Origin of the sequence: Pseudomonas sp. CYM-20-01 (assembly GCF_023169845.1) — a bacterium.
In the GTDB taxonomy this organism is placed as follows: Bacteria; Pseudomonadota; Gammaproteobacteria; order Pseudomonadales; family Pseudomonadaceae; genus Aquipseudomonas; species Aquipseudomonas azotoformans.
Genome location: NZ_AP025169.1, coordinates 6404516 through 6419316, shown reverse-complemented (window position 1 = coordinate 6419316; position 14801 = coordinate 6404516). Strand labels below are relative to the sequence as shown.

Here is a 14801-nt window from a genome sequence, read left to right as displayed (position 1 = left end):
GGCAAGCCCCCTCCCACCTGTTGACTGTGTTCACAAATCAAAACTGTGGGAGGGGGCTTGCCCCCGATAGCGACCTAAGCCGCGCTGGTGTCCTTGATCAGATGCGCCGCCAACGTGCGCAACGGCCCCAGCTGCCGGCAAATCAACGCCAACTGCGTCTGCACCAACCGCTGCCCTTCATCGATCTCATCCGGCATCTGTTCCAGGTCCGCCGCCAGCGCTTCCTCGGCATCGCTCTGGATCGCGATCGGCTGCTTATTGGCCAACCCCGTGGCGATTTCATCGATGCTCGCCGCCAGGGTCTTGCCGGCGCCATCGATCAGATGTTCACGCACTTCGGCCGGCAATTGGGTTTCGCGATGCGCGCCCAGTCCTGACAAATAACTGAGCAAGGTGTGCGACAACACCAGGAACCGAAAGCCCACGTCGGCTTCCTTACGGAAATGCCCCGGCTCCATCAGCATGTTCGCCAGGGTGGTGGACAGCGCCGCATCGGCGTTGTGCGCGTTGCGCCGCGCCAGGCGGTAGGCCAGGTCGTCACTCTTGCCGGCGGCGTACTGCTGCATGATCTGGCGCAGGTAGATGCTGTTGCAGGTCAGGGTGTTGGCCAGCACTTTGTTCAAGCGGCGGCCTTGCCAGTCCGGCAGGAACAGGAACACCGCCAGGCCGGCGATCAGGCTGCCGAGCAAGGTATCGAACAGACGTGGCAGGAACAGCCCGTAGCCATCGCCGACCTGGTTGAAGCAGAACAACACCATCAGCGTGATCGCGGCGGTGGCCAGGGTGTAGCGGGTGGTGCGGTTGATAAAGAACACCAGGCCGGCGGCGATGGCGAACATCGATTGCACCAGGGGGCTCGGGAACAGGTCGAACAGTGCCCAGGCCACGGTCAAGCCGATGGCCGTGCCGATGATGCGTTGGCCGAGCTTGCGCCGCGTGGCGCCATAGTTCGGCTGGCACACGAACAGCGTGGTGAGGATGATCCAGTAGCCTTGGGACGCGTGGATTGCATGCAGCATGCCGTAGCCGACGGTCAACGCCAGCGACAGACGCAACGCATGGCGGAACAGCAGCGACGTCGGCGTCATCTGCGTGCGCAGGCGCGTCCACATTTCCTTGAGGTTGCGCGGGGCGCGGTCCAGCAGGTTGCTGTCGGTGGCGTCCGCCAGGCTGTCGGGGTTGCTGGCGTCGCCGAGCAGGCGGTCCAGGGTCGACAGGTTGGCCGCCAGGGCGCGCAACGAACGCAGCAGGCCGCGCCAGGCCGGGTTGCTCTGGATGCGCAGGTGCTCCAAGGACGCGTTGAGGTCGCCCAGGGCTTCGGCGAAGCTGTCGTCATAGATGAACGGCTGGCGCATCTGGATCGACTCGGCCAGGGTCTGGCAGGCCTTGCCTTGCTGGCGCAACAGGCGCTGGCAGCGGAACAGCACGTCGCTGTGGAAGAAGGCCTCGGCCAGGGCGTTGTACGGGTAGTGCGACGAGCTGGCACGTTCGTGGATGTCCTGGGCCAGGAAATACAGCTTCAGGTAGCGACTGACTTTCGAACCGGGGCGACCATTACCCACGCGATGCAGGATGATTTCCTTCGCGGCATTGAGCGCCGCCACCACTCGACCATTTTGCTGGGCCAGTTCCAGGCGCCGCGCTTCCACGTCCAGCTGGCGGATCGGCTCGAACAACGATGATTTGAGCTTGAGGTACCGTCCCAGTTCACGGAACAGCCGCGCCAGGCTCTGTTGCACCGGCTGGTTGGAAAATAGCGCCTGCCACAGCACCGACAGCGCGCCATACCAGGCGGCACCGGCCACCAACAGCAGCGGCTCGTGCCAGAAATCGCTGACGGCGCCGCCGCGCTGGTCCACGCCGATCATGGTGTATACCGACAGGATCAGCGTCGCTGAGGCTATCGCGCCATAGCGCTCGCCCAAGGCACCGAGCATGGTCAGGCAGAAGGTGGCCAGGGCCAGGGAGACCGCGAAGATCAAGGGATAAGGGAACAGCAACTCCACCGACAGCGCGGCGATGCTGAAACACACCAGCGTCACCGCCAGGGCGTTGAGGCGGCCTTGCCAACTGTCATCGGTCTCGGCCAGGGCGCTGGCGATGATCCCCAGGAACAGCGGGATCAGCAGTGTCATTTCATCCTGGTACCAGCACAGCGCCATGCTGCCGGTGAGGGCGATGAATACCCGAATGCTGTAGCTGAATTTATCCAGTGCCCACAGGCGCCGCAGGGACTGCTTGAACGAGGTCGATGACATGAAGTCTGGAGTCTTCCGGGACGATGCCGCTAAATTGAGCCATCAGTGACGTCACGGCAAGCGTGGCGATCACATCAATTCGCAAAATATCTCCCACATTTGACCGATTACATCCTTCAGGCGTACTGCGCCGCGGCGTAGCCGGACGCCCACGCCCACTGGAAGTTGAACCCGCCCAGGTGACCGGTTACATCCAGCACTTCACCGATAAAGTACAGGCCAGGGCTTTTCAGTGATTCCATAGTCTTGGACGACACTTCCCGCGTGTCCACGCCCCCCAGCGTGACTTCGGCCGTGCGATAACCCTCGGTGCCCGCCGGCACCAACTGCCAATTGCCGAGTTTTTGTGCGATGTCGGCAATTTCGGCATGGGTGTACTGCTTCATCGGCTTGGATGCGAACCACGTCTCGGCCAGCAGGTTGGCCATCTTCTTGGTAAAGATCTCGCCCAGCAGGGTTTTCAATTCGCTGTTGGGGCGCTCGGCTTGTTGCTGTTGCAGCCAGGTGTGGGCGTCGTGGTCGGGCAGCAGGTTGATTTCAACCGTGTCGCCGGATTCCCAGTAAGAAGAAATCTGCAAAATCGCCGGCCCGCTGAGGCCACGATGGGTAAAGAGGATGTTCTCGCGAAAGCTCTGGCCGTTGCAGCTGACCAGGCAATCCACCGACGTACCCGACAACTCGCCACACAAGTCCTTGAGCTGGTCGGTGATGGTGAACGGCACCAGCCCGGCGCGGGTCGGCAGCAGTTCGTGGCCGAATTGTCTGGCCACCTGGTAACCAAAGCCGGTCGCGCCCAGGGTCGGGATCGACAGGCCGCCGGTGGCAATCACCAGGGATTCACAGCGCAACTCGCCCAAGGTGGTCTGCAACTGATAGCCGCTGTCCAGCCTGGCAATTTCCTGGATCGAGGTGTCCAGGTGCAGGCTTACGCCGACCTGAATGCACTCATCGAGCAGCATGCCGAGGATGTCGCTGGATTTGTTATCGCAGAATAGCTGGCCGAGTTTCTTCTCGTGGTAGGGCACACCGTGCTTGGCCACCAGCGCGATGAAGTCCCACTGGGTGTAGCGGGCCAGGGCGGACTTGCAAAAGTGCGCATTGTGCGAGAGGAAGTTGGCCGGCTCGGTGTACATATTGGTGAAGTTGCAGCGGCCACCGCCGGACATCAGGATCTTCTTGCCGGCCTTGTTCGCATGGTCGATCAACATCACCTTGCGCCCACGCCCGGCGGCGGTCAGCGCGCACATCAAGCCTGCGGCGCCGGCGCCAATGATCACAACTTCGGTCGAGCGCAAAACGGTGTCCTCATACAAGTTCTGAGTTGGAATACATTCAAATGTGGGAGGGGGCTTGCCCCCGATAGCAGTGTGTCAGTCAGCGCATCGGTAACTGATAGATTGCTATCGGGGGCAAGCCCCCTCCCACATTGGATCTCCATTGAAGGGGAGATCGTGTTACAGGATTCGAACGCGCAGCGAACGGCCTTTGATCTTGCCATCGTTCAAGCGCTGCAAGGCCTGCTTGGCGATCCCGCGCTCCACGGCCACGAAGGCCTGGAAGTCAAAGATCGCGATCTTGCCGACCTGGGCACCCGGGATGCCGGCTTCACCGGTCAACGCGCCGAGGATATCGCCCGGTCGAACCTTGTCTTTACGCCCGGCAGCGATGCACAGGGTGCTCATCTGCGGCAGCAATGGGCCACCGCTTTGCGGCTTGAGGTTGTCCAGTTGGTCCCAGTTCAACGGTGACTTCTGCAGTTGCTCGATGGCCTGGGCACGGTGCGCTTCGGACGGGGCGACCAGGCTGATGGCGATGCCGGTCTCACCGGCACGACCGGTACGGCCGACGCGGTGGATGTGGATCTCCGAATCGCGGGCCAGTTCGACGTTGATCACCATGTCCAGCGAGTCGATGTCCAGGCCACGGGCTGCAACGTCAGTGGCAACCAACACGGAGGTGCTGCGGTTGGCGAACATCGCCAGCACCTGGTCGCGGTCGCGCTGTTCCAGGTCGCCATGCAGGCCAACGGCGGAAATACCCTTGGCGGTCAGGTGATCCACGGTTTCCTGCACTTGCTGTTTGGTAAAGCAGAAGGCTACGCAGGAGGCCGGGCGGAAATGCGCCAGCACCTTGGTCACGGCGTCCATGCGTTCTTCCGGCGAAATTTCGTAGAAACGCTGCTCGATCTGGTCATCGGAGTGGAACGCCTCGGCTTTCACCTGCTGCGGCGCGCGCATGAATTTCGAGGCCAGCTGCTTGATGCTCACCGGGTAGGTGGCCGAGAACAGCAGGGTCTGGCGGCGCGGCGGGGTCTTGCTGATGATGTCTTCGATGGCGTCGTAGAAGCCCATGTCGAGCATGCGGTCGGCTTCATCGAGGATCAGCGTGTTGAGGCCGTCCAGCACCAGCGAACCTTTGCGCAAGTGCTGCTGGATGCGGCCCGGCGTACCGACGATGACGTGGGCGCCGTGTTCGAGGGAGGCGATCTGCGGGCCGAGGGACACGCCACCGCACAGGGTCAGTACCTTGATGTTGTCTTCGGCACGGGCCAGGCGACGGATTTCCTTGGCGACCTGGTCGGCCAGCTCACGGGTCGGGCACATCACCAGGGCCTGGCAGCCAAAGTAGCGCGGGTTGATCGGGTTCAACAGGCCGATGCCGAATGCAGCTGTCTTGCCGCTGCCGGTCTTGGCCTGGGCAATCAGGTCCAGCCCTTTGAGGATCACCGGCAAGCTTTGCGCCTGGATCTGCGTCATCTCGACATAACCCAGCGAGTCGAGGTTAGCCAGCATGGCGGCGGACAGGGGCAAAGTATTAAAAGCGGTGGCGATGGTAGTCACGGGACTGGCTCTGCAAAACAAAATGTCGCGCAGTGTACCAGTCCCGTGGGAATTTCCCTGCAAGTTCTAGACGAGAAGCCTATTAATGCTCGATGTCGTGCTCGCGGCTGACTACTCGTTTGCCGTCGGTGGGCGACAATTGCAGGAAGATCGCCGCTGCCAGCATCGCCATGATGCCCACGGTGAGGAAGGTCAGTTGGAACGCACCGAGTACGCTTTCCACCCCATCATTACCGGTTTCGGCGGTGAACCCGCCGAGCAGCGCACCGGCGCAGGCCACGCCGAGGCTGAGGGACAACTGCGCCACCACTGACAGCAAACTGTTGCCGCTGCTGGCCTGGGCGTCGTCGAGGTCGATCAGGGTGACGGTGTTCATCGCGGTAAATTGCAGGGAATTGATCGCCCCCAGTACCGCCAGCATGCACAACAGCAGCGGGTAGGGCGTGTGCTCGCTGACCAGGCCCATGCTCGCCAGCATGATGCCCAGCGCCAGGGTGTTGCCGGTGAGCACGATGCGGTAGCCCAGGCGTTCGATCAGGGTGCGGGCGATGGATTTGGCAAACATCGCCGCCGCCGCCAGGGGCAGCATGCTCATACCCGCTTCGGACGGCGAGTAGCCCAGCGCGACCTGCAACAGCAGCGGCACCAGGAACGGCAACGCGCCACTGCCCAAGCGTGCAAACAGGTTGCCGAGGATACCCACGGCAAAGGTGCGGGTCTTGAACAGCACCGGTGAAAACAGCGGGTTGTCGATATGCCCGGCGCGCAGCCAGTACGCCGCCAGGCACGCCAGCCCGCCGAACAGCAGCAACATCACCCGCAGGTGCGGCAGGTGCAGTTCGCCCAGGCCTTCCATGGCGATGGTGATCAACACCATCGCCGCGCCAAACAATAGAAACCCCACGCCATCAAAGCGTGTGCGTTCGCTGCCGCGCAGGTCGGGGATCAGTTTCCACACGGCGTAACAGCCGACCATGCCCACCGGCAGGTTGATCAGGAAGATCCAGTGCCAGGTCAGGTATTGCACCATCCAGCCACCCATGGTCGGGCCGAGCAGCGGGCCGAGCAGGCCGGGGATGGTAATGAAGCCCATGATGCGCACCAGTTCGGAGCGGGGGTAAGCGCGCAGCACCACCAAGCGGCCGACCGGCAACATCAGCGCGCCGCCCAGGCCCTGGATCACCCGGGCGCCCACCAGCATGGTCAGGCTGCTGGACAAGGCGCATAGCAGCGAACCAATGCTGAACAGCATGATGGCGCCAAAGAAGATTTTCTTGGTGCCGAAGCGGTCGGCAATCCAGCCTGAGGCCGGGATGAGCAAGGCGACGGTGAGCATGTAGGCGATCACCACCCCTTGCATGCGCAGCGGGTTTTCCGCGAGGTCCCGGGCCATGGCCGGCAATGCCGTGTTGAGGATCGTCCCGTCCAGCGACTGCATGAAGAAGGCAATCGCGACCACCCAGGGGAGCCAGCGGGCGGTCTTGGCATCGAGCGGGACGCGATTGGGCATAGAGAACCTTTTTGTTAGCTGGCTATGTGTCGGCGATTATGCGCCAACCGGGGTGCTTTTTCCCACCAGGAAATCCAGCAGTTCACGGTGTACCGCGGTGGCCGCTTCGTTGGATTCGAGGTCGAGCAAGTGGCCGGTGTGTTCGGCCACGGCAAAGCTGCTGCGCCCCACGTACTGCTTGAACAATTGCGCCTCGGCGGCGGGGGTGTATTCGTCGAGCGCGCCGTTGAGGAAGTGCACCGGTGTTTCAATCTGCTTGAGTGCTGGCAGGTAATTGCCGTCGCCCAAGCCCAGCACCTGGTGGATATGAAAACGCGCCTGGCGGTATTCGGTGGTGGCCATGCTCGACAGGTGCCGGTGATTGTTGCGCTTGAGCCGGGGCGAGAGGTATTTGCCCACGGTCTCGTTAAGCAGGTGGCCAACGGCCGACTTGTCGTCCGCTTCGATCAACACGCGCACGCGCTCCACATAGTCGAGCATGGCCTGGTTGAGGTTGGGCGCCAGGGCCATCACCACCGAGCTTTCGATGGACGGCGGGTTGTGGGCCAGGGTCAGCAGGGTTGAGATGCCACCCCAGGAGGCTGACACCAGGTGGTTGACCTGGAAGCGCTCGACCAAGGCGCGCAGCATATGCACCTCGTCATCCTTGGTGACCAGGTCCAGGTCGGTATTGTGTTCGCGGGAATAACCGGAGAACGGCAAGTCGAACAGCAGCACATTGAAATGCTCGGCCAGGCATTTGCTGGTGCGGGCGAAGGAGCGCGTGGTGGACAGCGCGCCGTTGACCATCAGGACGGTCTTTTTTTCCGAATCGTTTCCTAGCTGCTCAACATGAACGTTGTAGTGCTTGAACAGCTTTTCTATGACAAAACTTCCATGATTCATGTCAACGCTCCAGCTTGCCCTTCCCGGGCAAGGTCATGCTCTCGTGGGTGGGGTGGCGGGGTGCCACTAACCCTTATAACGAGGTTTTTTGCAGGCGACAACAGGCTGCCCGTGCAGGTGGGGAAGACAAGAATTAACCGTAGGAAGGGGCGAAACAGAGATGTCTGAACTCAGCACAACTCAATGTGGGAGGGGGCTTGCCCCCGATTGCAGCGTGTCAGCTGATGAATACTTGGCTGATACACCGCTATCGGGAGCAAGCCCCCTCCCACAGGGGAACTGCTGTGTTTAGAGGGTGAGGGTCAGGCGTTTGACCAAGGCACCCGGCAACAGGTTGGAGGCCGTGTTGCGCTGGCTGTACGTGCTGGCCGAGAGCAGCAGTTCCCGCTCAGCGGTCAGGGCTTCCAACTGCGTACCCAGCAGGTTGTACACGCTGTCATCAAAGCGCATGGTGCTGACCGGTGCCTTGATTTCGCCGTCTTCCACCCAGAACGTGGCGAAGCGTGTCATGCCGGTCAGGCGCGCCGCCGGCAGGTCGGAGTAGTTCAAATACCACAGGTTGCTGATGTACAACCCGGTGCCCAATTGCTTGAGGATATCGGCCTGGGCCAGGTCGCCGGCGGCCATCTGCAAGGCGCTGGGGGACTCGTCGCTGCTGGCGCCGTTGGTGCTCAGGCCATATTCGGCGGCGCTGCGCGAGTTGATCAACTGGCCTGCGCCTTTGCCCGCGTTGATCAACGTGACGTCGCCGCGCGGGTAGCCTTCGGTGGAGAACGCCTGGCTCAGGGAGCCGCTGATCTGTTCGTCGACGGTCACCAGCGGGCTCAGGGATTGTTCACCGGCATACAGCTTTTGCAGCGAACTGCCTTTGCTGGCGATGGCCTGGGCGGAAAAACCACCCCAGGTGATGAGACTGATGATTTCTTCCAGCGCCGCCGGGGCGAGGTAGGCGCGGTACTGCCCGGGTGCCAGCTTATGCAGCGGGCGGCCGAGGAATTCCAATTGCTCGCGGGCTTGCTGGAAGCGCGCGGCGAACTCGGCGCTGTCCCAGGTGTGCCCGGCGTAGCTGGCCTTGACCGCTTCGCCATTGGCGTGGAACAGGCTGAAATCGAAGTTGAAGCTGTTGGCGCGGTGCCAGCCGAACGCGCCGTCCGAGCTGGCAAAGCCACGGCTGATCGGGCCGGAAGCGTAGAACCCGACCAAATCAACGCCCTCAGCCGCCTGGCTGATGTCTTCCAACACCCGGGCCAGGTCCGGCAGCGGTCGCGTTTGTTCGTTGTTGCTTTGCCAGGCGTTGTGGTTCAGCAGCAGGTACGGGTCCTTGGGTAGCAACGGCAAGGTGTCGCGCAGTTGTTGCAGGCCGTCGGCCAAACGTTGGCGGTCCAGTTCCGCTGCGCCGGACAAGGTGATGCCCAGGTCGGCATGGCGGCCATTGTTGATCAGTTTCAGGCTGAGGCTGGCTTGTTGCACCTGGCCGGCCTGGCGCACCTTGGCGTGGTTGAAGCGCACGAACTCGGACGCTTCATCCGCATAGCCCAGGTGGAATTGTTCGTTGTCGGTGATGGCCTGTTTGAGCCACTCCACCAGTGCCTTGAAGTTGTTCATCAGGCATCTCCCCCAAATACGTCGACATCGCTGAATACGCAGGCCGGCGAGGCATGGCCGACGCGAATCACCTGGTTGGGTTCACCTTTGCCGCAGTTCGGCGTGCCCAGCACCTTGAACGTACTGGCATCGCCGACCGCGCTGAGGTTGCGCCAGAAGTTCGCGGAAATGGCCCGGTAGTTGGGGTTTTTCACCACGCCTTTCAACTCGCCATTTTCGATCAGTTGGCCCCATTCGCAGCCGAACTGGAATTTATTGCGCGCATCGTCGATGGACCACGAGCGGTTAGTCGACATCAGGATGCCGTTTTCGATACCGCCGATCAGTTGCGCGAGGCTCTTGTCGCCCGCTTCGATATTCAAGTTGGCCATGCGATCGATGGGCGCGCGGTTCCAGCTGCTGGCCCGGCTGTTGGCCACGCCTTGCATGCCCGCACGGAATTGCGACAGCGCGCCACCGAGCGGTTTGAGCAGCAGCCCCTCACGGATCAGGAACTGTTTGCTGGCTTTGGTGCCTTCGTCGTCGTGGCCGTAGCTGGCGAGCTGCTCGGGAATGTCCGGGTCGAAGGTCACGTTCAGCAGCGGGGAGCCATATTGCAGGTGGCCGAAGTCGCTGGCCTTCACAAAACTGGTGCCGGCGTAATTGCGCTCGTCGCCGAGGATGCGGTCCAACTCCAGCGGGTGGCCGATGGACTCGTGGATCTGCAGGATCATCTGATCGGGCATCAGCAGCAGGTCACGCGGGCCGCTGGGCGTGTTCGGCGCGGCCAGCAGTTGCAGGGCCTCGTCGGCGATGCGTGGCGCGGCACCGACCAGGCCGAAGCGGCTGATTACGTCGAACCCGCCTTGCTGGCCGAAGTTGCTGCCGCCGAGGGTGCGGGTCTGGCTGTCATTGCCGTCGTAGGCGGTGACGTTGACGCCGGGGAACACAAAGCGCTGGGCCTGGCGCAACTCGGCACCGGCACTGTTCAGGTAGATCTGCTCGACGTGGGTCAGGCCCAGGCTGACTTCCCAGCTCACCAGGCGCTCGTCCTTCGGCACGGAGGCCGATTCGCTGCCGAGTAACTGGTAGCAATCGCTCAGGGATGGGAAGGGCTGTTGAAGGTTGGGCGACAGGTAATCGGCGACGTCGCTGGAGACGTGTTGCTCGCGCAGGTCGAGCAGGGCGTGGGGCAAGATCTGCCGGGCTTGCTGTTCGGCACGCTCAAGGGCGGCTTGCAGGCCGGCCAGGGAAATATCGTTGGTCGCGGCGTAGGCTTCCACGCCATTGAGGCGCACGGTGAGCATGGCGCCCTCGTCGTGGCTCAGGTGCGGCGGTTCGGCGACGTTCTTGCGTACGGCCAGGTACTGGCCGGATTCACGTACGTAGCGCAGCGAGAAAAATTCGGCACGGGTGCGCAGGGCACTGAAATGCTGTTTGAGTGTGGCGTGGTGATCGAACATGGGGCCTTCCTTGTGGGCGGCTCGTCGCGGGCAGGCAGACAGAGTAGCTGATCAAGGAGGGGTTTTGCAGTGACTGGTCGGGCCTCTTCGGGGGCAAGCCCCCTCCCACACTTGATCGGGTTCACACGGTCAAAAATGTGGGAGGGGGCTTGTCGAGTCGTCGCACCGCCCCGATGGGAACACCGTGGTGTATCCGTTACTGCGCGGTAGGACCCACTTCACGCAGCGGCTTGCCACGCACCGGAGCATCACCCGCCACGTAGTAGTCGGCGGTGCTGCGTGGCAATGGCTGGCGGCCACGGATCTTGTCGGCGATTTTCTCGGCGATCATGATCGTCGGCGCGTTCAGGTTGCCGGTGGTGATGATCGGCATGATCGACGCATCGACCACACGCAGACCCTGCATGCCATGCACGCGGCCTTCGCCATCGACGACAGCCATCTCGTCGGTGCCCATCTTGCACGAGCAGGACGGGTGGAACGCGGTTTCGGCGTGCTCGCGGATGAACTTGTCCAGTTGCTCATCGGTTTGCACGTCGATGCCCGGGCTGATTTCGCGGCCACGGTACGGGTCCAGCGCCGGCTGCTGCATGATTTCACGGGTCAGGCGGATGCCGTCGCGGAATTCCTGCCAGTCCTGCTCGGTGGCCATGTAGTTGAAGAGGATGCTCGGGTAGTCCCGTGGGTTCTTCGACTTCAGCTGGACGCGGCCACGGCTTGGCGAGCGCATGGAGCCCATGTGTGCCTGGAAGCCGTGCTCTTTTACGCCGTTGCTGCCGTTGTAGTTAATCGCGACCGGCAGGAAGTGGTACTGGATGTTCGGCCATTCGAACTCTTCACGGGTGCGGATAAACCCGCCCGCTTCGAACTGGTTGCTGGCGCCGATGCCGGTGCCGTTGAACAGCCACTCGGCACCAATGGCCGGTTGGTTGTACCAGAGCAGCGACGGGTACAGCGACACCGGTTGGGTGCAGGCGTATTGCAGGTACAGCTCAAGGTGGTCCTGCAGGTTTTCGCCGACGCCCGGCAGGTCGTGGACCACCGGGATGTCGAGGCTTTCCAGCAGTTTGGCCGGGCCGACACCGGAGCGTTGCAGCAGTTGCGGCGAAGCAATTGCGCCGCTGCACACCAGCACTTCCTTACGGGCGCGGGCTTCAACACGCTCTTCGGCGGCACCGATCAGGTAACGCACGCCAACGGCACGCTTGCCTTCAAACAACACTTTGTCGGTGAGGGCATGGGTGACGATGGTCAGGGTCGAACGCTTCTTGGCGGTGTCCAGGTAACCGCGTGCGGTACTGGCGCGACGGCCGTTCGGCGTGACGGTACGGTCCATCGGGCCGAAGCCTTCCTGCTGGTAGCCGTTCAAGTCTTCGGTACGCGGGTAACCGGCCTGCACGCCGGCTTCGACCATGGCGTGGAACAGCGGGTTGTTGCCGGCTTTAGGCGTGGTCACGCTGACCGGGCCATCGCCGCCGTGCCAGTCGTTGGGGCCGATGTCGCGGGTTTCGGCCTTGCGGAAATACGGCAGGCAGTCGAGGTAGGTCCAGTCTTCCAGGCCTGGCAGCTTCGACCAATTGTCGTAGTCCATGGCGTTGCCGCGGATGTAGCACATGCCGTTGATCAGCGAGGAACCGCCCAGGCCCTTGCCGCGACCGCATTCCATACGGCGGCCGTCCATGTGCGGCTCTGGATCGGTCTCGTAGGCCCAGTTGTAGCGGCGGCCTTGCAGCGGGAACGCCAGGGCGGCTGGCATCTGGGTACGGAAGTCGAAACGGTAGTCCGGGCCGCCGGCTTCCAGCAGCAGGACGGTGACGCCTTCGTCTTCGGTCAGACGGGTCGCCAGGGTGTTACCGGCGGAGCCGGCACCCACAATGATGTAATCGTATTCTTGGGACATTGGATGCACCCTCTTTGATGTGTGGTCAGGTCGGGCCTCATCGGGGGCTTGCCCCCGATGGCGGCCTCACAGGCAATACAAATCCCGGCTCTTAGAACACCGAGGCGTAGTCGCCCAGCTCAACCTGTACCGATTTGATGCGGGTGAAGTTGTTCAGCGAGCTGATGCCGTTCTCACGGCCAACACCCGATTGCTTGTAGCCACCGACCGGCATCTTCGCGTCGGATTCGCCCCAGGCGTTGATCCAGCAGATACCCGCTTCCAATTGGTGAATCACGCGGTGGGCGCGGTTCAGGTCCTTGGTCACCAGGCCAGCGGCCAGGCCGAAGTCGGTGTCGTTGGCGCGACGGATCACTTCTTCTTCGGTCTCGTAAGTGAGGATGCTCATCACTGGGCCGAAGATTTCTTCGCGGACGATGGTCATCTCGTCGGTGCAGTCGGTGAACACGGTTGGGGCAACAAAGGCGCCTTTGGCGAAGTCGCCGTCGGTCAGGCGGTCGCCGCCGCACAGTACGCGTGCGCCTTCTTCCTTACCTTTGGCGATGTAGCCCAGCACGCTTTCCATGTGGGCGAAGCTGACCAGCGGGCCGAAGTTGGTGGTGTCGTCCTGCGGGTTGCCAACGCGGATGCGCGCCACACGCTCGACGATCTTGGCTTCGAACACGGCTTGCAGGTGCTTGGGTACGAACACGCGAGTGCCGTTGGTGCAGACCTGGCCGGAGCTGTAGAAGTTGGCCATCATCGCGATGTCGGCGGCACGATCCAGGTCGGCGTCTTCGAACACGATCAGCGGCGACTTGCCGCCCAGTTCCATGGTCACTTCCTTGAGCGAGGAGCTCGAAGCGCTGGCCATGACCTTCTTGCCGGTGTCGGTGCCGCCGGTGAACGAGACTTTCTCGATGCGTGGGTGCTCGGTCAGCCAGGTGCCGACTTCACGACCGCTGCCGGTCAGCACGTTGAACACGCCCGCTGGAACGCCGGCTTCGGTGTAGATCTCGGCCAGTTTCAGGGTGGTCAGCGAGGTGACTTCGCTTGGCTTGAAGATCATTGCGTTACCGGCGGCCAGGGCCGGTGCGGATTTCCACAGGGCGATCTGGATCGGATAGTTCCACGCGCCGATACCGGCGACCACGCCCAGCGGCTCGCGGCGGGTGTAGACGAACGAGGTGTCGCGCAGCGGGATCTGCTCGCCTTCGATGGCTGGCACCAGGCCTGCGTAGTATTCCAGCACGTCGGCGCCGGTGACGATGTCGACGTATTTGGTTTCGGAGAAGGCTTTACCGGTGTCCAGGGTTTCCAGGGCGGCCAGTTCGTCGTTGCGTTCGCGCAGGATGTCGACGGCACGGCGCAGGATGCGCGAACGCTCCATGGCGGTCATCGCGGCCCAGATTTTCTGGCCTTTTTCGGCGCTGACCACGGCACGTTCAACGTCGTCTTTCGTCGCGCGTTGCACTTGGGCGAGAACTTCACCGTTAGCCGGGTTGATGGCTTCGAAGGTGGCATCGCTGCCAGCGTCGCTGTAGCCGCCGTCAATGTAGAGTTTTTGCAGGTCGAAACGGGCCATAAAGTCCTCGCAAGTGCATAAGTGGTTGGCGTTACCCGCCGTAGGTGGGCCATGAAGGTGTGGCAACACTGAGCGGCAGACGTTCAGGGGTTGAGCGGTTTATGTGTGCTCTAACTCACCTGCTTGGCCAATTGGAAATCCATGTATTCGTAAGCGATCCGTTGCGCCTGCGCCGTGTCGAAAGCGTCTCCCGACAGGGCGCCGCGCAACCACAAACCGTCGATCAGGGCCGCCAGGCCGCGGGCTGCTTTGCGTGCGTGCGGCAGCGGCAGCACTCGGCGGAACTGGCAGCACAGGTTGGAATACAGACGTTGATCGTTGATCCGCTGCAACCTGTGCAATGACGGGTGGTGCATGCTGGTGGCCCAGAAGGCCAGCCAGGTTTTCATTGCCGGTCCGTTGACCTGGCTGGCGTCGAAGTTGCCCTCGATGATCACCTGCAGGTGCGCCCGTGGGCTGTCGTCCGTCAGCGCCTGTCGGCGTTCGTGGACGTTGTCGATCAGCGCGTTCATCAAGTAGCGCATCGTCGCTGCAATAAGGCCGTTCTTGTCCTTGAAGTAGTGACTGATGATACCGTTCGAGACGCCGGCCAAACGGGCGATCAGCGCAATGCTGGCATCTCCCATTCCGACCTGATCGATGGCCGTCAACGTGGCTTCGATCAATTGCTGGCGGCGTATGGGTTGCATACCGACCTTGGGCATGTAGCACCTCTCCTTAGGCCTGCGGCGGGCGATAAACGTCCGTCGGCTTGATGGCCAGTCTATTTTGTTTTGATTGAACGTTCAATCAACAAA

Annotated in this window: 10 protein-coding genes; all 10 read right to left on the bottom strand. The window is 62.2% G+C overall.

The genetic code is table 11. From position 1 onward, the window contains the following. Nucleotides 1-74 precede the first annotated feature (74 nt). The 10 genes from yccS to betI all read right to left on the bottom strand — a co-directional run bounded on the left by yccS (nt 75) and on the right by betI (nt 14708). Complete coding sequence (yccS, locus tag M2497_RS29315; protein ID WP_248485023.1) at nt 75-2258, bottom strand: YccS family putative transporter; 2184 nt, start codon at nt 2256-2258, stop codon at nt 75-77. Between the two features lie 116 nt (nt 2259-2374). Continuing rightward, nucleotides 2375-3553, bottom strand: a complete 1179-nt coding sequence (locus M2497_RS29310; protein ID WP_248485022.1) for an NAD(P)/FAD-dependent oxidoreductase — start codon at nt 3551-3553, stop codon at nt 2375-2377. Between the two features lie 159 nt (nt 3554-3712). Next, nucleotides 3713-5050 carry an ATP-dependent RNA helicase DbpA gene (dbpA, locus tag M2497_RS29305; RefSeq protein ID WP_232289440.1) on the bottom strand — a complete coding sequence of 446 codons (1338 nt, stop codon included), beginning with the start codon at nt 5048-5050 and terminating at the stop codon, nt 3713-3715. Between the two features lie 130 nt (nt 5051-5180). Continuing rightward, a complete protein-coding gene (gene mdtD / locus M2497_RS29300) occupies nt 5181-6608 on the bottom strand; it encodes a multidrug transporter subunit MdtD (RefSeq protein ID WP_248485021.1) in 1428 nt (475 codons plus the stop codon). 36 nt (nt 6609-6644) lie between these two features. Continuing rightward, complete coding sequence (locus tag M2497_RS29295) at nt 6645-7493, bottom strand: alpha/beta hydrolase (RefSeq protein ID WP_248485020.1); 849 nt, start codon at nt 7491-7493, stop codon at nt 6645-6647. 288 nt (nt 7494-7781) lie between these two features. Continuing rightward, on the bottom strand, nt 7782-9098 hold the full coding sequence (locus M2497_RS29290; RefSeq protein WP_248485019.1) for a TldD/PmbA family protein: 1317 nt from the start codon (nt 9096-9098) through the stop codon (nt 7782-7784). After that, nucleotides 9098-10540: a TldD/PmbA family protein gene (locus M2497_RS29285; RefSeq protein ID WP_248485018.1), complete on the bottom strand. Its 1443-nt coding sequence runs from the start codon at nt 10538-10540 to the stop codon at nt 9098-9100. The genes M2497_RS29290 and M2497_RS29285 overlap by 1 nt, the downstream gene beginning before the upstream one ends. A 196-nt stretch (nt 10541-10736) precedes the next feature. Then, on the bottom strand, nt 10737-12440 hold the full coding sequence (betA, locus tag M2497_RS29280) for a choline dehydrogenase (protein ID WP_248485017.1): 1704 nt from the start codon (nt 12438-12440) through the stop codon (nt 10737-10739). Nucleotides 12441-12531: 91 nt separating this feature from the next. Beyond that, nucleotides 12532-14004, bottom strand: a complete 1473-nt coding sequence (betB, locus tag M2497_RS29275; protein ID WP_248485016.1) for a betaine-aldehyde dehydrogenase — start codon at nt 14002-14004, stop codon at nt 12532-12534. 110 nt (nt 14005-14114) lie between these two features. Then, the gene (gene betI / locus M2497_RS29270; RefSeq protein WP_017735982.1) at nt 14115-14708 is read right to left on the bottom strand and encodes a transcriptional regulator BetI; all 594 of its coding nucleotides are present in this window, start codon (nt 14706-14708) and stop codon (nt 14115-14117) included. Nucleotides 14709-14801 lie beyond the last annotated feature (93 nt).